The organism is Paenibacillus soyae, assembly GCF_024623455.1.
In the GTDB taxonomy this organism is placed as follows: Bacteria; Bacillota; Bacilli; order Paenibacillales; family Paenibacillaceae; genus Pristimantibacillus; species Pristimantibacillus soyae.
The window spans coordinates 197,365-219,012 of record NZ_JANIPJ010000011.1 but is presented as its reverse complement, the minus strand read 5'-3'; the positions used below and the strand labels follow the sequence as shown (position 1 = coordinate 219,012).

General features: G+C 56.6%; 13 protein-coding genes. 7 read left to right on the top strand and 6 right to left on the bottom strand.

What is annotated here, in order from left to right:
• Positions 1–10: 10 nt before the first annotated feature.
• Complete coding sequence (locus NQZ67_RS16505; protein ID WP_257447951.1) at positions 11–1,966, bottom strand: GTP-binding protein; 1,956 nt, start codon at positions 1,964–1,966, stop codon at positions 11–13.
• Between the two features lie 15 nt (positions 1,967–1,981).
• Positions 1,982–2,392 (bottom strand): DUF6157 family protein, encoded by a 411-nt coding sequence (locus NQZ67_RS16500; RefSeq protein WP_257447950.1) that lies wholly within the window; start codon positions 2,390–2,392, stop codon positions 1,982–1,984.
• A 261-nt stretch (positions 2,393–2,653) separates the two neighbouring features.
• On the opposite strand from NQZ67_RS16500, the gene NQZ67_RS16495 reads away from it, so the two are divergent.
• The 4 genes from NQZ67_RS16495 to NQZ67_RS16480 are packed head-to-tail and all read left to right on the top strand — an operon-like array spanning position 2,654 to position 6,642.
• On the top strand, positions 2,654–3,748 hold the full coding sequence (locus NQZ67_RS16495) for an iron-siderophore ABC transporter substrate-binding protein (protein ID WP_257447949.1): 1,095 nt from the start codon (positions 2,654–2,656) through the stop codon (positions 3,746–3,748).
• Positions 3,741–4,787 carry a FecCD family ABC transporter permease gene (locus tag NQZ67_RS16490; RefSeq protein ID WP_257447947.1) on the top strand — a complete coding sequence of 349 codons (1,047 nt, stop codon included), beginning with the start codon at positions 3,741–3,743 and terminating at the stop codon, positions 4,785–4,787. The genes NQZ67_RS16495 and NQZ67_RS16490 overlap by 8 nt, the downstream gene beginning before the upstream one ends.
• The gene (locus NQZ67_RS16485; RefSeq protein WP_257447945.1) at positions 4,784–5,821 is read left to right on the top strand and encodes a FecCD family ABC transporter permease; all 1,038 of its coding nucleotides are present in this window, start codon (positions 4,784–4,786) and stop codon (positions 5,819–5,821) included. The genes NQZ67_RS16490 and NQZ67_RS16485 overlap by 4 nt, the downstream gene beginning before the upstream one ends.
• Positions 5,821–6,642, top strand: coding sequence for an ABC transporter ATP-binding protein (locus NQZ67_RS16480; RefSeq protein ID WP_257447943.1), 822 nt, complete (start codon positions 5,821–5,823; stop codon positions 6,640–6,642). The genes NQZ67_RS16485 and NQZ67_RS16480 overlap by 1 nt, the downstream gene beginning before the upstream one ends.
• Before the next feature lie 38 nt (positions 6,643–6,680).
• Here the strand turns inward: NQZ67_RS16480 and NQZ67_RS16475 are convergent, their stop codons facing one another.
• Entirely contained in the window at positions 6,681–7,859 is a 1,179-nt protein-coding gene (locus NQZ67_RS16475) for a styrene monooxygenase/indole monooxygenase family protein (protein WP_257447941.1), read from the bottom strand.
• Between the two features lie 1,006 nt (positions 7,860–8,865).
• Positions 8,866–17,937 carry a fibronectin type III domain-containing protein gene (locus NQZ67_RS16470; protein ID WP_257447939.1) on the bottom strand — a complete coding sequence of 3,024 codons (9,072 nt, stop codon included), beginning with the start codon at positions 17,935–17,937 and terminating at the stop codon, positions 8,866–8,868.
• 225 nt (positions 17,938–18,162) lie between these two features.
• Between NQZ67_RS16470 and NQZ67_RS16465 the strand changes: the two genes are divergently transcribed.
• Positions 18,163–18,321, top strand: coding sequence for a hypothetical protein (locus tag NQZ67_RS16465; RefSeq protein WP_257447937.1), 159 nt, complete (start codon positions 18,163–18,165; stop codon positions 18,319–18,321).
• 110 nt (positions 18,322–18,431) lie between these two features.
• Here NQZ67_RS16465 and NQZ67_RS16460 read toward each other — a convergent pair whose 3' ends face one another.
• Together NQZ67_RS16460 and NQZ67_RS16455 are read right to left on the bottom strand one after the other, a co-directional pair.
• Positions 18,432–18,833 carry a type II toxin-antitoxin system VapC family toxin gene (locus NQZ67_RS16460; RefSeq protein WP_257447936.1) on the bottom strand — a complete coding sequence of 134 codons (402 nt, stop codon included), beginning with the start codon at positions 18,831–18,833 and terminating at the stop codon, positions 18,432–18,434.
• Entirely contained in the window at positions 18,830–19,105 is a 276-nt protein-coding gene (locus NQZ67_RS16455; RefSeq protein WP_257447934.1) for an AbrB/MazE/SpoVT family DNA-binding domain-containing protein, read from the bottom strand. Before NQZ67_RS16455 ends, NQZ67_RS16460 begins: the two co-directional genes overlap by 4 nt.
• Positions 19,106–19,668: 563 nt before the next feature.
• On the opposite strand from NQZ67_RS16455, the gene NQZ67_RS16450 reads away from it, so the two are divergent.
• Entirely contained in the window at positions 19,669–20,526 is an 858-nt protein-coding gene (locus NQZ67_RS16450) for a class II fructose-bisphosphate aldolase (RefSeq protein ID WP_257447932.1), read from the top strand.
• 182 nt (positions 20,527–20,708) lie between these two features.
• On the top strand, positions 20,709–21,587 hold the full coding sequence (locus NQZ67_RS16445) for an aminoglycoside phosphotransferase family protein (RefSeq protein WP_257447929.1): 879 nt from the start codon (positions 20,709–20,711) through the stop codon (positions 21,585–21,587).
• Positions 21,588–21,648 lie beyond the last annotated feature (61 nt).

The following is a 21,648-nucleotide window of genomic DNA, read 5'->3' as shown; positions in this document are numbered from 1 at the left end:
ACAAGGCTCATTATAGCAAATGCATCTTGGCTTCCGCCTCGTCCCATGGTACCGAGTAGCCGGCTCCCTTGGCGCAGAAGATGGAGGAGGACGTATAGAGAGGATCGGCGTCCTTCCGATAGCCCAACCGTTCGATGACCTCCTCCGGGTTATGGCACAGGTCGTAGCCGCCGAACACGCAGCGGATGCTGCCCCGCCCATGCGTGAAGGAAGCGAACTCCATGCTATAGTTCATAAAGGTCGATACGGGCACCCTTCCCGAAATAATCGCGTGGGCTGCGGTCGTCTGAGGCGGCTCGAACGTGCCGGCCGCGCGCTGAATATCGGACAGCACCCGCCCCATCTCGTCGATGCTTACTTTGATTTTGAAATCGTAATAGGGCTCCAGCAGGACGTTGTCCGCCTTCTCCAGCCCCTGGCGCAGCGCGCGGAAGGCTGCCTCGCGGAAATCCCCGCCGTGCGTATGTTCCTTGTGCGCCCGTCCTCTCAGCAGCGTGATCTTCAGGTCGGTGACCGGCATGCCGGTCAGCAGCCCGTGATGCTCCCGTTCGTAGAGATGGGACTCCACCAGGTTTTGATAATTAGAAGGTAGTACCTCCGGATGACAGTCGCTCGAGAATGCGATGCCGCTGCCCCGCTCACCTGGTTCAAGGAGGAGGTGCACCTCCGCATAATGCCGAAGCGGCTCGAAATGGCCATATCCCGTCACGGCCGACCGAATCGTTTCTTTATACAAAATTTCCGGCTGGCCGAAGGAGACGGCGAAACCGAACCGCTCCTTTACGAGCTGCTCCAGCACCTCCAGCTGAATGACGCCCATTACGCGGATATGTATTTGCTGCAGGCTTTCATTCCAGACCACGTTCAAGGACGGATCCTCCGCGTTCAGAATATGGAACGCGCCGAGCACCTTCTGCACGTGAAGCGATTCGTCGAACAGCACCCTCGACTGCAGGGTGGGCTCCGACTCGTAGGACAGCTTGTCCGTAAGCAGCCCAAGCCCCTGTCCGGCCTCCGCCGCGGATAGACCGACGGCCGCGAACAAATCGCCGGCCGCCACTTGCTCCACGGGCTGCGATTTACTGCCGTTCACCAGGAAGAGCCGCGTTATTTTCTCGTCGTGCGCCGCTCCACCACTCTCATACTGCAGCTGGTCACGAACCTTCAGCTTGCCGCTCAGCGCCTTGATGAACGTAAGCCGTACTCCGTTCGGATCATGCCTTATTTTATAAATGCGTCCTCCAAATGGAGCGTCCTCCTCATTGGCCGTCGTCGTCAGCAGCCACAGCTGCTCCAAAAACTCGGCGATGCCCGTATCCTGAAGCGCGGAGCCGTGAGCGCATGGGAAGAGGCGAGCCTCTCGAATCATCGTCTGCAAGGCATCCAGCCAGAAGGTCGGATCGGCTCTTCCCTCCAAGAACGCGTCCAGCAGCGACTCGTCCCGCTCGGCCATGAATTCTCGCAGCGCCTCGCCGACGGTGCCTTCCGCGAAGCTTCCCGTTATGGAACAGACATCCCCCGTCAGTTGCCGACGAATGTCCTCAACCGTTCGATCCGCATCCGCGCCGACCCGGTCCGTTTTGTTGATGAAGAAGAACGTCGGGACCCGCCGCTTGCGAAGCAGCTGCCAGACCGTCTCGGTATGGCCCTGCACGCCTTCAACCGCGCTCACGATAACGATGGCGTAATCGATGACCTGAATCGCGCGTTCCATCTCCGGGGAGAAATCGACGTGCCCAGGCGTATCGATCAAATAATACGAGTCGCCTTTATATTCCATCATGGCCTGATCCGCGAATACCGTGATGCCCCTTGCCCGTTCGATATCGTGGCTGTCCAGGAAAGCATCCTTATGATCGACGCGTCCCCTCGACCGGATGCTGTTCGTATGGTACAGCAGCTGTTCCGCAAAAGTCGTCTTGCCTGCATCCACATGGGCAAACAAACCGATTGTTATTCGCTTCATGCTATTCGTCCTGCCTCACTTCCGGCTTGCGCGCATCGCCTTCACTCGTTTGATGCTTTCGTCGTTCGCGAATGCCTTGTACTCGTCCGATTCGACGGCATAGAGGGCCATCTTCCCTTCGGCATTGTGATGAATGCCCCAGCCGTAGCGTTTGCCCAGCGAGGATGTCCGCAGACAAGGCTGACCTTTGGAGAAGAACGCCTGCCGCGCAGCCTCCCGCTGCTCCTCCGCAATGTCGTTCCGGATCGCGTAGGTTTCGAACAACACGTCTTCCTGCGTGTACCGGTAGGGATGTCCCGCGATCATCTCGTAATGGATGACCGGCACCGTCTTCGAATCGCCTTTCGCCTTCGGGATTTCCGCTTGGGAGACGGGGCAGTCCTCGCTCACCTCGATAAACATGCCGTAGTGATTATGATCTTTCATGGTAGTGCCTCCTTGTACTAGTTCTTCCTATAGCCAGTATAGACTAAGATCACTGACAGATATGGTCAGGAATTGAAAGTCTTTTAAAAATGATGTATGCCATGTCAGCTTTCATGGTTTCGCCATACTTTTTTATATTTTTCAGAAAAATTTCATTCTTTCATCATTATATATTGACAACCCTCCAAAAGAGAATATATAGTAAATGACGTTGATAATCATTATCACATACTAGAACTAGATAAGGGATGGGTCTGCAAAATGAATGCCAAAAAAATCTCGTTTAAAACACTGCTCGTTTCGGCTGCCGTTATGATTTCGCTCGTCGGCTGCTCCAGCCAGACGAAGAACACAAACTCGGCGGCGGAGCCGACTTCGTCCGCTACCGCTCCCGCGGAGACGGCAACGGCAACTCCTGCTCAGGAAGAAGCAGCGGCTGTGGAATATCCCATCACAATCAAACATGCTTTCGGCGAAACGGTCATCGAGAGCAAGCCTGAACGCGTCGCTACGATTCAATGGGCGAACCATGACGTGGCTCTGGCCCTCGGCGTCGTGCCTGTAGGCTTCTCGGCTGCCAACTACGGCGTCCAAGACGACAGCGGCCTGCTGCCTTGGACGAAAGCGAAGCTCGATGAGCTGGGCGTAGCAACCCCGAACATTTTCCAAGACACGGACGGACTTGATTTCGAAAGGATCTCCGATTCCGATCCGGATGTTATTCTGGCCGCTTACTCCGGCATTACGCAAGAAGAGTACGACACGCTGAGCGAGATCGCTCCGGTCGTCGCTTACCAGACGAAGCCTTGGGCCACGACTTGGCGCGAGCAAGTTCAGTTCTCGGCAATGGGCATGGGCATGCAGGCAGAGGGCGAACAGCTCATCAAGGATACCGAAGCTCTGATTCAAGAAGGAGCAAGCAAATATCCGCAAATGAAAGGCAAAAAAGTCGTTTGGGTCAACTTCTCGGCTAAGGATATGTCCAAGCTGCACATTTACACGCCTGCGGATCCTCGCGGCGAATTCCTGATCGAGCTCGGCATGGAATACCCGGAGAGCGTGACAAGCCAAATTACGGATCCGGCTGCCTACTCGCTGCAGCTGAGCGCCGAGAACGCCGAAGCGTTGAACGATGCCGACATTCTTATCGGATATGGCGACGAGTCCTTGTACGAAGCGGTGAAAGCCGACTCCCTGCTGGGCAAGATTCCGGCGATCCAAAGAGGGTCCGTCGTCTTCATCGGCAACGGAACGCCGCTGGCCGCTTCCGGCAACCCGAACCCGCTCTCCATCGCCTATACCTTGGATGAGTACCTGGCGCTGATTGGCGGAGCCGTTGATAAGCTCAATGAATAGCGCTTCGATTTCGAGCACGGGCACAGGCGGGATTCGTTCGCAATTCCCTAAGCATTTCGCCTTGGTTCTAGTGGGCTGCCTAGTCCTGCTTCTCCTGTGCGTGCTCGCCTCGTTGGCCCTGGGCTCCAAGTCCTTGAGGCTGCAGGAGGTCATAGACGGATTGTTCCGTCCCGACCTGAGCTCCTACTCGGCCAACATCGTGCAGAAGCGGATCTCCCGCACCGTCTTCAGCTTATGCTGCGGAGCGGCGCTCGGGGTATCCGGGGCGCTGATGCAGTCCGTCACGCGCAATCCCATTGCGGACCCCAGTATACTGGGCGTCAACATGGGCGCATCGTTGTTCGTGGTGTGCGGCATCGCGTTCTGGAACATCAGCACCGCGAATCAATATATATGGCTAGCTTTGGCCGGCGCCGCGATTACCGCGGTGTTCGTGTTCGGAATCGGCTCAATGGGGCGTGGCGGAGCCACGCCCATTAAGCTTGTTTTGGCCGGAGCCGCCACCAGCGCCGCCCTCGGCTCCCTCGTTACCGCCATTATGATTCCGCGCTCGTACGTCATGGATGAGTTTCGGTTCTGGCAGGTCGGAAGCGTCGGTTCGGCCAGCTGGGGCGGCATCGGCACGTTCCTCCCGTTCCTGCTAGGCGGGCTGCTGATCGCCTTCCTCGTGGCGCCGGCGCTCAATGCGCTGGCGCTGGGGGACGATACGGCGACCGGCCTCGGCGTTCGGACGGGGACGCTCCGCTTCACGGCGGCGCTGGCTGGCGTATTATTATGCGGCGCGACGACGGCGCTGGCCGGACCGATCGGTTTTATCGGACTGTTATCGACCCACGTCATTCGCCTTCTGCTTGGAGCCGATTTACGGTTTGTCATCCCGATGTCCGCTATCGCAGGGGCCGCCATTCTTACCTTAGCAGATGTGGGCGGCCGATTGATCGGCAGCCCCGGAGAGCTTGAGGTTGGGGTCGTGACGGCCTTTATCGGGGCACCTATACTAATCATAGTCGCTATGAGATCGAAAGTGCGTTCATTATGACCCATACAAACCCTACAATTACATTAATCATGGCAGGCCGGCGCCGGAGACAAGGCCGATGGATACTCGTGACCAGCCTTCTCGCGGTGCTCGCCTGCGTACTGTGCTGCGCCATGCTGATGTTAGGCAATACCGTCTATCCCGTGAAGGATGTGATCCGGGCGCTGTCCGGCGAGCAGATTAAGGGCGTCTCCTTCGCGGTAAGCACGATCCGACTGCCGAGAATGCTGGCGGGTCTGTTCGCGGGCTTCGCTTTCGGCGTCGCCGGCTATGTGTTCCAGACCATGCTGCGCAACCCGCTTGCCAATCCGAACGTGATCGGCATTACGTCGGGCTCCAGCGTGGCGGCCGTCTTCTGCATTGTCGTTCTTCAAGCCAGCGGCGCCGTTATCTCCGTCGCATCCGTCGTTGCGGGGCTGGCTACCGTCATTCTGATTTATCTGCTGTCTAGGGGCAAGGCCTTCTCGATCGGCAGGCTTATCCTGATCGGGATCGGCATCCAAGCCATGATCGACGCCGCCATCTCCTATCTGATGCTGATCAGCGCGGAGCAGGACCTTCCCGCCGCGGTCCGGTGGCTGACGGGCAGTCTTAACGGCGCTCAGATGGATCGACTGCCTCCGCTTATGATTGCCGTCTTGATCTGCACGCCGATTATTATCGTGCTCGGCAAGCAGCTGAACCTGCTGGAGCTGGGCGAACAAGCGGCCACCTCCCTCGGCGTTGACACGGACAAGAGCCGGATCGCGCTGATCGTGAGCTCCGTCTGCATGATTGCCATCGCCACCGCGACAACGGGACCGATCGCTTTTGTCTCCTTCCTTGCAGGGCCGATCGCCAAGCGATTGGTGGGAATCGGTTTTTCGAACATCATTCCTGCTGGATTGGTAGGCATCAACCTGGTACTGGCGGCGGATCTCATCGGGCAGTTCGCTACCCCTTACAGATTCCCTGTAGGCATTATTACCGGTCTGCTCGGGGCGCCTTATCTCATCTTCTTGTTAGTCCGAATGAATCGGAAGGGAGAACTTTAATGAAACCGACACATCACTTCCAGGCCGAGCGGGTCGTTGCGGGCTACGAGAACAAGACGGTTATTCACGGCGTCGATCTGGTCATACCCAGCCATAAGATCAGCGTCATTATCGGCTCCAACGGCTGCGGCAAGTCCACGCTTCTGAAGACGCTGGCCAGGCTGATTAAGCCTGCTTCCGGTACCATCACGATCGACGGCAAGCCGCTGGGCAAAATTCCGCCCAAGCAGCTGGCGCGCGTGGTGGGTCTGCTTCCGCAATCGCCAATTGTCCCCGAGGGCATTACCGTGACGGATCTGGTCGGGCGCGGCAGGTTCCCCCACCAGTCCTTGTTCGGCAACTGGACCAAGAAGGACTACGCGGCGGTAGCCGAAGCGATGGAAACGATGCGCATTACCGAGTTCGCCGACCGTCATATCGATGAGCTGTCCGGCGGCCAGAGGCAGCGCGTCTGGATTGCCATGGCGCTTGCGCAGGAGACGGATATTCTGTTCCTGGACGAGCCGACCACGTTCCTCGATATTACTTATCAAGTCGAGATTCTGGATCTGCTCACCGACCTGAACCGCAGGCATGGCACGACGATCGTCATGGTCCTCCATGACATTAACCTGTCCGCGCGGTACGCGGACCACATCATTGCTCTTCATGAGGGCAAGCTAGTAGCCGAGGGCGCGCCGTCCGAGGTTATCACGAGCCCGCTCGTGAAGGACATCTTCGGCATGGATTCCGAGGTTATCGCGGACCCCGTCTCGGGCTCGCCCATGGTGGTGCCGAAGGGACGGTACCACGTCATAGGCTCTCCTGTACAAGAAGCATGACCGTTTGCGGTCATGCTTCTTTTTTTTTTCGCTATATTCTAGCTTGGTTGTTTGTTGAAAAAAGCCGCATGGGCCGCGGGCGGATTCTCGAACCAATGCGCTACTTGATTTGCCGCCTCCTGGCTGGAGGCCGCCTGCATGAGAATATGTACGACATGCTCCGGCAAGGGGCCCGTCATCGCGTTCGTCCACTCTGTCACCGCCGTCAGGTAAGGCCTGACACGGCTCCAGTACGCCATGCCCACTTGTTCGTCCCACGGGGACTCCTTGCTGGCCAAGAGAGTTTCCAGCAGCTGCTCCGCGCAATAAGAAGCGGTGTTGCAGCCCTGGCCCGTAATGGGATCCGCGAGGAAGACGCTGTCGCCGCACCCCACGATTAACTTGCTGTTATGTATGACATAGGGTTTTCGGATGACCGGCGTAACCGCGGTCTGCAGGTAAGCGCCTTCGTCTACCAGGCCAAACGCGTCAGGTTGGATACGCCCGGCAATGCCCGGAAAGCTGTCCTCCACGATGGTCCTCATCCGCTCCTCGAAAGCCTCAGCGGTCTTGATTCCTTTGAAAGCATCAAGCGGTCCGTCAGGCACCGCCTCGATAAACAAGATGGTGACTGGCCCATTCTCCGTCAACGCCGGGATTTCGAACATTTCGCCCGCTCCAGGAATGATGGTAATCGAAACCCCCGTGGGTTCTACCGGGGACACCCCGGTGAAATATCCGACGATACATTTCCGCTGCGGCGTCTGGAACGGCGTAAGCTCCTTTTCGACCGGGAAGGGAAGCAGCGGACCGGCTTTGCCTGTCGCATCGATGAGGAGGTCGAAGGCTTCGGCTAATGCATCAATTTCATGCGCCTGCACTCTGGCTTTTCGGAACGGTACGCCCTGTTGGGATAGATCGGCCATCCCCGCTGAGAAGGTAAGCCGCTGGTCTACGGACCTAGCCGGACCTGTGAGCTGTCCCACGAACAACTTCTGCGGGCCTAAGCTTACATGGATCGTCTGAATGGACGGCGCCGCATCCATGTCCGGCATCTGGAATCGCTGCGCTCTATCCAGCGCCGGGTGAAAATGAACCTGCGTGGACCGAACCCTTCCTTGGCGGATGTCCTCCGGATCCTCGTGATGAAGGACCGTCACGTCAAATTCGTTCTTCAAGGAGTACGCCAGCTGCAAGCCGGCAACTCCACTTCCGATAATGCCAATCCTTTTTTTCATAAAATTTACCACTCCCTTCTCCAAACAAATTATGCTCGGACGCGGTAACTAAGAAGCGCTTCCGTTCCCTTGAGAGAACAGATTTTTCAGGGGGAGAGCGGCGCCTTGCAAGGGCGAATCCGGCTGCGCCAGCCGGTTAAGGCGCTGGGGGCGCCTTGCAGGAGCGGAAACCAACTGATGCCAACTTCTAAGGCGCTGGGAGCGCCTTGCAATAGCAGAGACCAACTTACGCCGACTTCTAAGGCGCTGTGGGCGCCTTGCAGGAGCGGAAACCAACTGACGCTGACTTCTAAGGCGCTGTGAGCGCCTTGCAGGAGCGGAAACCAACTGATGCCAACTTCTAAGGCGCTGGGAGCGCCTTGCAGGGGCTGAAACCAACTGATGCCGACTTCTAAGACGCTGAGAGCGCCTTGCAGGGGCAAAAGTCGGCTCCGCGTGCCGGTTAAGGCGCTGTGGGCGCCTTGCAAGCGTGAAGGTCGGCCGCCGGCGTGGGTTAAGGCGCTGGGAGCGCCTTGTAAGTGCAGAAACCGTCCGTTAGGGGCGATTAAGCCGCTCAATGCGCTTTGTACGGGTGTAAGAGAGGCAGGCTGGGGGCTTACGGAACTGAGAGGCGTTATTCAGTGGAAAATGAGGCTTATTGAGGGGCTAGCGGAACTGTGCGCCCTTATTACCTTCGAATGTGTTCGAAACACCGCTGAAATAGGCAAATAACGGCTCTCCGTTCCGTTACCATCGAAAAAAAGCTCGTATATTCGAAATAAGGCTTCTCATTTCCGTTAGCGGTTAGGATTAGAGTTCAAGCACCTAAATCAAGCACCTGTAGAAACCGCATCATCAGCCGTAAATACGAAGAAAGGTGCAGCCCCTCTTCTGAACGCCCCCACTTGTTAGACAAAACTAACAAGTGGGGGCGATTCCATTAAGCCTGGGGTCTGCACCTTTCTTTCGTTCAAGCAAATTTCATAGCGGTCCGGCCGCCCACAAGGACGGCCATCTCGTCAACTCCTTACCACTTTCTCGACTTGCAGCCCTTCAGTTTGGCCGAAGCCTCAAGGCCGTTCTTCATGTTCCAGCCCTTGTCGGAATGCTCATCGAACTGCTCGCCGATGATGTCTTTGACCTTCTTCTCATCGATCATATCATCTACCGTGCCCGATGCTTTGGACTCCGTAAACGTGAGCGCGTCGTATTCGAGCGGGCCGAAGCCGAGCGACAGCTTAGGCGCGCCTTCGACGCATGGCGCTCCTTGTTCCTTCTTCCACTCGTACCCGCCTCCGATGGAGGCGGCCCCTGCTTTGGCCTTAACGCCGATCTCGAATGCCGCGTGCGTCTTCGGCAATTCCTCGAACGGGCTGATGTCGATGCCGCCGCCAATGCCTAAGCCGATCTCGCCGCAGATGGCCGCGCCTTCGTCGCTGAAGCAGAGCTTGAAGCCGCCGCCGATTCCTTCGTAGAGGGAGCCGCCGATACACGCCTGACCGCAAGGGTCGCGCACGATAATCGGGTTATTGTTGACATAGGCGTACATGTTCGCCTGGCCGCTCTCATAGAAGATCTGATCGCGAGCCATCCAGCGGCCGGACAACGAGTCGTAATCCCGGGTGCTGAAGCGCACGAGACCCGTATCCTCATCCGCAATGCCGCCGGAGAAGCCGATATCCAGGCGGAACGCCGGATTGGAGTCGTTCAGCAGACGGCCGAAGCTGTCGTACTGCATTTCCTTCACGGTGTCCCCGTTCTCGTCCAGCACTTGCACCGGCGTCGCGACTTGGTCCGTAATGACATAATACTTCTGACCGTCGCGCTCGAGGCCGATCAGGTACCCGTTCAGGTCATAATGATAAACCGTAATGACGCCGTCCGGACCGATCGCCGCGCTGATCGATTTCTGCTGATTCATGTTGCCGTACAAATATTGCGTCTTGCCCTGTCCGTCTTCGCGGGCTGTCAGACGTCCGAGCCCGTCATACGTATAATGAATCGAATCGCCGCCAGCCGTCGCTTCCAGCAGCTCGCCGCCCGGAGCGTAGTGGAACGTATCGCTGCCCCTGCGGGTTAAGCTGCCTTCCGCATTGAATTCATACGCTGTCGACCCGACCTGCTCAAGCACGTCGAAATCGCCGTATGTGCTTACTTCGCGTTCCGAGCCCGTTACTTCGCGGACAAGGCGGTTTTTGTTATCGTCATACTCGTAATGCTCTTGAATGGAGGAGCTTCCGTCTACCTCTCTCGCGACGTCCGTCAGCTGGCTGTCGGCGTCGTAGGTGTACACGAACCGCTCCGTCTTGCCGCCCGACACGACCGTCTTCGTCTCCAAGTAGTTTCTCTTGTCATACGTATAGGTGACCTGGTAGAGCTCCTTGTCGCCCATTCGGTAAGTCAGGCCGGAGATGCGGCCCAGATCGTCGTAGCTGCGGGCAATGTGCAGGTTGCCATCCTGAATTTCTCCGAGCCGCTTGTTAGGACCAGTGTACTCATAGTGGAACGGTCCCATCTGAGTGACTTCATAATCTTTGTTGTAAGCGACCGGCGTATTGTACGAGAAGTCGCCAATCGTGGACGTCATTCCCGTCATTAAGCCGAGCTTATTGTTCGTATACGTGAATCGTCCTTGCGCATCGCCTATAAAATTGGAGGCTGTCACGTGCATGCCGTCATACTCGTAGGACACCGTTTGCTTATCCGCATGGCTGTTGCTCGTTACGGTATTGATCGTTTTGATGCGTCCCATCGTCTCGCTTGGATCGTACGTAAACTCCCTCAGAAGATCCTCGTCGCTTACCGAGATCAAGTTCGCTCCATCGGTTGTATAGTCGATCGTCCGCCCGCTCCGCAAGGTGGAAGAATCTTTGGCGGAGCCCACTGTACGGTTTACGGTCAGCCCGTTCTCTTCTTCCCCGAAGCGCAGGCTTTCGAATTCGCCGTCCGCGTTATAGCCCTGATAGACCGTTTCGCCATTCGGCATCGTCAGCGAGGTATGATTGCCGTCATCGTCATAGCCGTATTGATACTGCTTCAGTCCCGGCGTCACCATGGACTCCAGACGGTTAGCGGCATCGTACTGGTACGTTTTGACGAAGCCCGCGGCGTCGGTTACCGTCTCCACCAGCCCCCGATCGTTGTACGCGTATTCCTGGAACTGCGGTCCCTGCTCCAGCTTCTTCATGCGTCCGCGTTCGTCGTACGTATACAGGATCGGCTCGATCGACGTTCCCGGCTCCTCGATACGGACGGTACGGTCCCACTCATCCATGTAGTAGACGACTTGGTGCCCCTCTGCCGACGTCACCACGACTTTGTGCTCGTCGGGGAAATACTCCCTTGTCGTTGTGGCGCCGTCCAGCGTGGACGTCGTCTTCATGGAGACGATGCTGAACGGATCGTAATCGTCCGCAAGCACGACCTCGCGCTTCGTGTCGCGAAGCACTTCCCGTCGGTCATGCGTCAAGGTCCGGATATGGGTGACATATTCCTCGCCCCATTGCATGTCGCGGGCGAACGTCATGAAATCCACGGCGTCATCCGGATATCGCTTGGTCGTCAGGGAAGCCGTCGTATTCACCGATGTTTCGGCCCCGTCATCATCCTTCAGCGTCACCGACCGGAAGCCGACGAGCTCGCGAACGGTATACGTGGTCTTCAAGCCGTCCGGATTCGTAACCAGCACTTCATAACCGTAATCGTGCTCGGTCCGCTTCAGCGTCTTCACGCCGTCGCGGGCGGTCTCCGCTCGAATGAGACGTCCATCTCCGCTGTAGTCATAGTCTTTGACATGATGCTCCGGATCGATGAATTGCTTCATCAGCCCCTTCTCGTCGTAGACCATACGGTGCGTTTCCCCTGCAGGATTCGTCACCTCGGTCAGCCTGCCGTTCTCTACCTTCAGCTTCGTCACCTGTCCGTACGGGCTGATGATTTCGACCGGTAAGCCGGTGTCATCGCGCACGATCTGCACGGTTTCGCCTTTGAAATCCTTCAGGGCGACCAGGCGGCCCTCGGCGTCATACTCATACGTAAAATGGGTTTTCCCCGTCAGGGCGCTGACCGTCCGGATCAAGCGGCCGTTGTTCAGGTCGTACACGCCGGCGTACATGCCGCTCGAATCCGGCACCGCCAACGTGCCTTCTTGATTGCCGGTTCCTTTGGACGTGCGGAATACCATCGATTCATAGTTCGAAGGATTGGTATACAACAGAACTTGATCCTCCGGTCCGGCCTGCAGCAGCTTGACATCCACCAATTCCGGCGCCTTGGAATTCTCGCTGGACGTCATATTTTTGGCGGCGGCAACAGCCTTGGTGTCGAAGAGTCGCACCGTTCCCGTCGTATCCACTTTGTAGATCGCCTGGTATATATTGCTCGAAGCATGGAAAGCGAAGTAGAAATTGCCTTCCTCGTCCCTTTCGAACTTCAGCGTCTTGAACAAAAGCTCGCTCGCTTTGACGCCGTCTTGAATATTGTAGCTTTGGCCCATAATTTCATCTTCCCAGCGGGAGGCAAACGGAACGCCTACCTCGACGCGAATCTCCCCGTTCGGATCGATGGATTTAATCTGCGAAACGTACAAGCCTCCCGACTCGCAGCCAATCTTACATGCATTGATGCCATGTCCCTGCAGGACATAGATCGTGCCATCTTTTCCGATTTCGACGGACATGACTTCGCCGATATTTTCTTTTGTGCCCAGCCCCTCGGTCGTTCCCTTGCCTAGGTAGTTATCCGACAGCACGTCGCGGTCTTCGACTGCATACGGGAACATTTGGCCGTTCGTATCGACCCGGTAGAGCACGAAGTTATCGATGAAATATAATTTCCCGTCCGGTCCCACTTCATAATCGTTGAATTGGGTGCTCCACGAAATCGATGTAGCCGCCGTGCCGTCCGGGTAATATTGTTTCGTGCCGATCGGACGCGCCGTGCCGTTCCCGGCAAAATGCTCCCACGCGGACTCCCCGGCCGCTTTGCGATACAGATTCTGCGTTACCGAGTCCTTCGCGAACATGGTGCCGTCGGCTGCCAGAGCGATCAGCTCATCGTTTGGCGAGCGCAGCGCAGCCGCGGTTTCCACCCCTCGGCCGAACGGTTTAATTCGGACAATGTCATTGCCCTTGCGCGCATAATAGCTGCCGTCCGATCCGATAATCGCGCTCGGGAAGGTGCCGTACGAGATGCCCGCGCCCTTAATTTCCTCGGTCACCGTTCCTTGCTCCAGATTCAGGAGCAGATCCTGCGCGCTCAGCTTCCAGCCGGCAATCCCCGTCTCTTCATAAGGGTTGTTCGGGCTGGTCATATAGCCTTGGAACTCCCGGTTCAAGGAGGCGCTGTCCCGGGTTGGGCGGAAATAACCCATCAGCAGCTGCCCTTTGCCTATCGGCTTGCCGAAGCTGGAGCCCCCGCCGCCGGAACCGGAGCCGCCGCCGCTACCCGAGGCGGGGAGCGTTCCGATGAACATCGTTTGCGGATAATGGTACGTCACGACGGCTTTGTATGGATGCTGGCCGACCAGCTTCCTGCCGTAACGGTCGAGACCGTCCCATACGAACTTATGTTTAACATTCTTGCTGAGCGAGCTTACGGCGTACGTCTTCGTAAACGTGCGGCCGCCCACGATCAGAGTGACCGTTGCGCTCGTCAGCCTATCGGGCAGCTCTCTGCCGTCCGTTACCGGAATTTCGATTTCGCTTCTAGCCGTGTATCCTTCCGCGAATTGGGTATCGTAGTCAAGCGATAAGGACGTTCCCAGCACCGGTATCGATTGGCCTAACGTTTGGCTTAAGCAGCCGATGATGGAGCCTTTGTCTTTGCACGGATCGCCTTTGCCGTCCGCATCCTTGCCCGGGTTCTTCTCTCCATCCGTTGGAGGCATCAGACGCTCATCCGGCTCCACGAACGGATTCATGTTGAAGTCATGCGGCGAGAAATGTTCAACCGGGACGCGCCAGAGCGTCTTGCCTGCCTCGTACATGGAGGCGAGCTTCGCGCGCTCCTCCGGCGTCCAGCCGAACGCCGCAAGCTGCGCTTCCGTCTCCGCCGTGCCGTCGCCGTCCAAATCGATTTGCGCCATGCCGTCAGTCACGCTCAGCAGCTTGACGACAACGCCGTCGGTTTCCGCTTCCCATGCGCCCTCCTGCAGATTGTAGTATCCGTTAGGAAGGATGCTGCCCACCTCAAGCTCGAGGAAATTATCGACATAGACATAGACCGGTTGGTTGAATTGGACGCGGGCCGCGCCGGCCGCGACCGCTTCATCCGCGGAAAGCTCCACCGCGTACGTATACACGACGTTATGCGGGATTTCGCCCGGCATCGCTTCTTCACCCTTGTCGCCTACCGTATACTCCGTCGCGCGTACGTGCAGCGTATCCAGCGTCTGCACGCTTCCGTCCGGCAGCGTGATCGTTGCCGTCGTGGACGGATGGAATAGCATGGACGCTTGACGCGTGCCGTCTTCATCCGTGACGGGGCTGCCTTGAGCCACTTGAACGCCGGACGAAGCTTCTCCCATCTTCACTTCGGTTACTTGCGTGTCGTATGCCTTCAGCACCACTTCCGGCATCGTGTAGAACTCGTTCCAGTCCGCCGGCGCTTTGCGCTGCACGGTCATATAACCCGTCTTCTCATATTGAAGCGTCACGCCGCTGCCGCCGTTTACGACCATGTCGTAGGCGCCGTCCTCCCGGGTAGCGGTCATGCCGAGATCGCCGTTCTTCAGCACGGTCACCTTAACGCCCGGAATCGGGTTGCCTTCCGCGTCATTCACGACGCCCGTCAGCACGCTGACTTGTTGCTCCTGCAGCGCGCCAGGCATGACTCCGTATTGGACCGGGTTCGGTCCCGTGTACAGGAAGGAGATCGCTTCCTTGAACGTCACGTTGTTCGTATTCGGCAATGTCGGCGCAATCGTGCTCGGATCCGGCGGAATGATCAGCGCGTCTGGCTTCGCCGATGCCGCTTCGGAGCGGATCGATTCCGCGCCGTCCGTACGGACCGCCGTCACGGCGAACGTATACAGCTGGCCGTTCGTGAGCGGCTTCGCCGCGTATTGCGTCGCCTTGCCCGCGCTCACGCCGGTATTCCATGTCACGCCGCCGTCAAGCGACGTGTAAACCATGTATTCTTTGAGATCCGATGCCGTAACGGCGCTCCAGCCCAGCTTCACTTCCTTGTCGCCCGCGCTGGCGGTCAAGCCTTGCGGAACGATATATTTGCTTGGCGTGCCGCCGACGAGACCGGATTTCGCCGATTCGTTGTCATTCGCGTCCACCGTCGTAACAGCGAACGTATAGCGCGTGCCGTTCGTCAAACCGTTGGCCAGGAAAGCCGCCGATCTTGCCATCTGAGCGGGACGCCAGGTCGCGCCGTTATCCGTGGATACGTAGACGTTGTAATAAGCTTTATCTTCATCCGATGCCTCGTTCCAAGCCAGAGACAGCATGCCGTCCCGGACATCCGTTATTCGAAGGCCCGTTGGCACCGAAGGCGCCGTCGTATCCTCGCTGCTTGGCGTGGCCGTGACAGCGGCGGATCTGGCCGATTCATTGTTCATGACGTCTACGGCGGTCACTTGAACCGAGTACTCGACCCCGTTCGTCAGATTCACGACTTGATAGAACGTTTCCGTGCCGGCATAGATTCGGTTAAATCCGCCCGTCGACGTATTCGTTACATAAACGTAGTAGTTTTGCAGGTCCGCATCGGACACCGGGCTCCAGGATACGGTGATGGTTTTGCTTCCCGCGGCGGCCGTCACACCGGCCGGAACGGCAGGCGGCGTTCGGTCGGGGCCGACAATCGGCGTTACCGTTACCGTAGCCGATTTCACCGATTCGTTGCCGCTTGTATCGACGGCCGTGATGGCAAACGTATAAGGAATGCCGCCTTGCAGCCCCTGATAGAAATGCATCGTGACCGGGCCGACATCCAAACCGGAATCCCAAGTCGCGCCGTCGTCCGTCGATTTGTAAATCTTGTACTTTGCGAGATCGGCTTCCTCAACTGCTGCCCATACCAGGACGGCGCCGTTGCTCTCCGCCATGCTCATCATAATGACCGGCGCGGCCGGCGGTGTCTGATCCCCCGTGCCGCCGGAGCCTTTCGGCGTAGCCGCCGCCGGCTCCGACTTCGCGGACTCGTTGCCTTCGGCATCGAATGCGGTAACGGCAAAGGAATACGCCGTATCGTTCGTTAAGCCGCTCACGATATATTCTGAGACTTGGCCGGCGTTCACAGGTGCCAGCCACGTGCTTCCGCCGTCCTCGGATACGTAGACGTTGTAGCCTTGTACGCCATCCTCCGCGGATGCGACCGTCCAGCGCAGCGTAACTTGAGCGTCGCCCGCTTCCGCCGCTAACCCGGATGGCGCGGACGGAGCAGCCCCGTCGACAGGCGTCGCCTTCGCATGGACCGATTTCCCCGACTCGTTGCCGACTTGATCCTTCGCCGTTACGGCAAAGGTATATTCCGTATCGTTGGTTAAGCCGGTTACGGTATATTCAAGCGCATGGCCCGCTGCAATACCAGGTCTCCAGGTCGCGCCGCCATCCTCGGAGACATAAAGCGAGTACCCTGCCAAATCCGCCGCCCCAACAGCCGACCAGCGAACGATGACCGCTCCATCCTGCGCTTCGGCTGCTATCTCCAGAGGCGCCCCTGGAGCTGTCCGGTCAGCCGGCGTCGCCGTTGCGGGAGCGGATTTCGGCGAACCATTATCCGATGTATCATATGCCGCAAGTGCGAACGTATAGGCTGTGCCATTGCTCAGTCCGCTTGCGGTATAGCCGGTTTCAATACCGAGATGAATGCCGGCATCCCATGTCGTGCCGCCGTCCGTCGAGCTGAACAGCTTGTAGCCGGCGAGATCTTTCTCCGTGTTGGCTGTCCAGGATAACGTGACGGCCCCGTCTCCCGCGGTGGCCGTCAAGCCTTGCGGAGCTGCGGGAGCGATCCTGTCGATCGGCGTGGCGCCCGTCGTCTTCGACTTCGACGACTCGTTACCGGCCAGGTCTATCGCCGTCACGGCGAACTGATAAGCCGTGCCGTTCTTCAATTCGGCTACTGTATAAGAGGCTTCCTGTCCCGCATGAACCTCGCGGCTCCAGCCCGCTTCCGTGCCGTTCACATACACCTTGTAGCCGGCCGTATCCAGCGTCTTCACCGGGCTCCAGCGAAGCTTCACGAAGCCGTCGCCCGCTTCCTCGGCGACAAGTCCCGCCGGAACAGCCGGCGCGCTCGTGTCGCCGACATGAATGTTGCCTTGCTTCGTCACGACAAAAAATCCGCTGAGCAGATTCCTTTCGTATAGCTCGCCGCCGCCCGGCTTGCTTACGCTCACGATTGCTTTATGGAGACCGGGCTTCGCATCCTCCGGCACCGTCCATTCGATCGGGAACAGATATCTTTTCTTCGCTAGCATCGATTGATTGTCGTATGTCTGGCTGTACAGCTTATCACCTTTGGCATTGAACAGCTCCACCTTCACTTGCACGGTCGTATCGTGCGAGCTCGTCACCATAGCCGTACCCGACATAGGCTCTCCGGCCTTCACGATGTTCCGTCCGGTTACGGCTGCTGCCGTATAAGCCGCTCTCTTGTTCGGCTTCGGCGGGTCCACCGGCGATTGCACCTCCAGCACCAACGCCTCCGTTTTCTCTACATACGTTACCTTCCGCTCGGCATCCGTCACGAGAATCTCGACGGCGTAGCTCCCGGTCGGCACCGCATCCGGCACCTGCCAGGCAAACGCGTAGCTTTGCTCCGATCCCGAGGCGAATAGCACCTTCGGATAGAGCTGCCGCGCAACCACGTTGCCCGCCGGCCCCTTCACCTGCAGGCTCACCGCCGCTTCCCGGTCCACCTTCGCGGCAACCTTGACGGTCACGGCCGCTTGCTCCCCGGTTTTCACGGCATTCTTCTCCGCCGCCGCGCTCACCGTAAAATCTTCAACCGCAGCGGAGCCGGCAGCCCCGTTGTCGTCGGCGCTTGCCGCCGCAGCAGGAAATACGCTGTTGAACAGCATCAAACCAATGAGCCACAACATGATCGGCCGCGGCCCTCTTTTCCTTGCGCGTTCGAATAACATTATTTAATCTCCCCCTCTTAATAGTGGTAGTCGTCAGAGTCATTGAGTTGTTCCCTATCGAATTATAGGGTCATCGGGGAGCTTCAGGGAGGATGAACTTTTTTCACCCCGGGGTGAGAAAAGTTCATCCTTATGCGCAAGGCCGGCTGCCCCTTATACTGAGAACGAAAGCGGGGGCCGCAAGCTCAGCGGCTTCATCAACCATACGGAAAAGGAATGATGATCATGAAAAAGTGGAAGTTTGCCGTTACTGCGGTATTAGGAATGGCTCTGGTATTCGGCGCGGCGATGCCCGCGTTTGCGGCAAAAGCCGAAGCGAAGCCGGAGGCTTTCAAAGCCGGAACGGTTTACGCCATGAAAGCCGAGGCCAAACCCGAAGTTTAAGGGCCCTAGGTCACGCAAAAACACCCCTGACATCTCGAGGATGTGAGGGGTGTTTTTGCGTAACCTGTTAATAACGTCAATTAACAACATCTAACCATGCTGTTATGTACTTACAAAAGCTCATTGGGTTTGTAATACTCGCAACCAAGCTTTTTGAAATCCTTATCCCATGTAAGAACGGGCTGCTTGTCCATTTTGGCCTTCTCAGATAGATACGCGTCAACAAGATCCACGTTCTTCGCTCCATGTACTTCAATTGCAGCAATCAAAGCCTGTTCAACGGAAATATCTTCATGGTCGAGAAGATCGAGCAGAGCGGAAGCTATTTCCTGTCTAGAAAATTTGTAATAAGCCTTCAGGGTCCAACATGCCTCTGCGACTACCGGCGCTGTTACGACAAGAGTAATCTTCTCTTCTTCAAACAGTTTTACTATGGCTTCTGTCTGTTCCGCGTCATCATTCAATAATAGCCGAAGGATGATGTTGGTATCCGAAAGGAGAGTTTGTCTCAACGTTCGATACTCCTTAAGTAGTTTGCGCTCACTTCTGCGCCGATTGCGTCATTGATAGCATGTTCATCATATTTGATATTCGTTTTTAGCAGTCCGACCGATTCTCTGATGGACCTCTTTTTCTGCGGCTTCATACTGATTACTTGCCCCGTTTCATCATCAATTTCTATCATCAATCTGTCACCCTCCTCTAGTCCCCATTGATTCCGCAATTCTGCCGGTATCGTTAACTGACCTTTGCTAGTCAATTTGCCTGTAAAGTGTCTTTGCATGGTTAACAACCTCCCTCATGTCAGATCATTGTAATACAGCAATAAAAGTATTACTTCAAATTTATCACTTACAATCAGATATTTCAAACATTTGTGCCAATCCCGCCGGTACATCCAACACGCATCCCTTTTTTCATATGAACCTCCCCTCGCTTCCTGCTTTATATCCCTTAATCTAATCGGGGCCTGCAAGGAGGAAACGCGTTTCGGCTAAGCGGTCGAAATTCAAGGTTAAGCCGACCTTTTAGCGCCCTGAGCCTTCGCTTAGGAAAGGCCGATTATCGGCAGCGCCCATGTAACATCCTTCATTTTCCAGAAGGTAACGCTTTCACGCCCTAACGCAATAAAAATACAGGAAAAATCTCGTTTTTTCGCGTTGAAATACGGCTAAATTCGGAAAGATCATGTATAATAAACAATTGAATGGCAAGTGGGCAGGAGATTGGAAGACGAGCCTGCTGGGAGCTAACCGCAAAGAAGGATCCCTCAGACCGCAGCCGATCGGAGCTAACGGCAAGACCATAGAGCAATGATCTTAAAAACAGTGTAGGAGGCAATCAACAATGGCATTGGAATCCATGAAGGACATGCTGAACAAAGCGCTAGCAGGAGGTTACGCAGTAGGTCAGTTCAACATCAACAACCTCGAGTGGACGCAAGCGATCCTCGACGCCGCTCAAACCGAGCAATCCCCGGTTATCCTCGGCGTATCCGAAGGCGCGGCTAAGTATATGGGCGGCTTCAAAGTCATTACGGCTTTCGTACAAGCCCTGATCGAAGAGCAAAAAATTACGGTTCCTGTAGCAATCCACCTCGACCACGGCTCCAGCTTCGACAAGTGTAAAGCCGCGATCGACGCAGGCTTCACTTCCGTAATGATCGACGCTTCCCACCATCCGTTCGAAGAGAACGTGGAAACAACGAAGAAAGTCGTAGAATACGCGCATTCCAAAGGCGTTTCCGTTGAAGCCGAGCTCGGCACAGTCGGCGGACAAGAAGACGACGTCATCGCTGACGGCGTTATCTACGCGGATCCGAAGGAGTGCTTCGAGCTTGTACAACGTACGGGCATCGACTGCCTCGCTCCTGCTCTGGGCTCCGTACACGGCCCTTACAAAGGCGAGCCGAACCTGGGCTTCAAAGAGATGGAAGAGATCTGCCAAACGATCAAGCTTCCGCTCGTTCTTCATGGCGGCACAGGCATCCCAACCGAGCAAATCAAAAAATCCATCTCGCTCGGCACGGCTAAGATCAACGTGAACACAGAGAACCAAATCGCGTTCACGAAGACGGTTCGCGAAGTTCTGGCTTCCGACTCCGAAGTTTACGATCCGCGCAAATTCATCGGCCCAGGCCGCGAAGCGATCAAACAAACGGTTATCGGCAAGATCCGCGAGTTCGGTTCTTCCAACAAAGCTTAATCGAACAGGCTTATGCCTTTTATCTGCCCGAAGTCCTCTTGAGGATTTCGGGCAGATTTTTTTTGCCGCATTCTGGTCATCCTCGAAGGACTCCGGTAGAGTTTTTCTCAATTGGTTTTATGCTTTGAAGTGGTTCAGAGGAACGGCGTATGATGGAATTACTCTAGGAATGAGGTGAGCGTATGATCGAAATTACCGTTGAGCGGGTTCGCCGGTTAGTCCATAGCCAATTTCCGCAATGGAAGCATCTATCTATACAACCTGTTGAGAAAAGCGGCCATGACAACCGCACTTTTCGGCTGGGCGACGAGATGACCGTTCGTCTGCCGAGCCACGAGCGCTACGCTTCGGCCGTCGAGAAGGAGCTGACGTGGCTTCCGGTTTTCAAGCCTCTCTTGTCGCTGCCCATCCCGGCTCCCATCGCCAAAGGAGAGCCTACGGAGGAATATCCTTTTCCTTGGTCCATCAACAGCTGGATTGACGGAGACACCGTCACGCATGACAACATCGGCGATCCGAACGAGTTTGCCGAGGACTTGGCCGGTTTTCTGAAGGAGCTGGAGGCGATCGACGCAAGCAACGGCATACCGGCAGGCATCCAGAACTTCCATCGGGGAGGTAGCCTCGCGGTCTATGATGAGAATACGAGGGCTGTCATCGAAGCGGTCGCCGGCCAGTACGACAGCAAGCTGCTCACGGAAATATGGGAGCTCTCCCTTGCGACCAGCTACCAGTCCGCGCCGGTATGGCTGCATGGCGACGTAGCCGTAGGCAATCTGCTTGTCCGAGACGGCCGGCTGTGCGGCGTTATTGATTTCGGGACGATGGGCGTAGGCGATCCTTCGAGCGATCTGGTCATGGCCTGGAACTTTTTCGACGACGATAGCCGCCGGTTGTTCCTGAAGCTGATGGACTTCGATGAGGCTACGGTTGATCGTGCGCGCGGCTGGGCTCTATGGAAAGCGCTCATTACTTATGCTTGGAACGAGAAGGGCTCGGAGCTTTCGACATGGGGAAGGAATGCGATAGACACCATTATTCGGGATTACAGGCGGCTGTAAGTATGATGCTTAACTTAAAAGGGCACCTCTGACAATGAGGTGCCCTAATTAAGATAGTTGT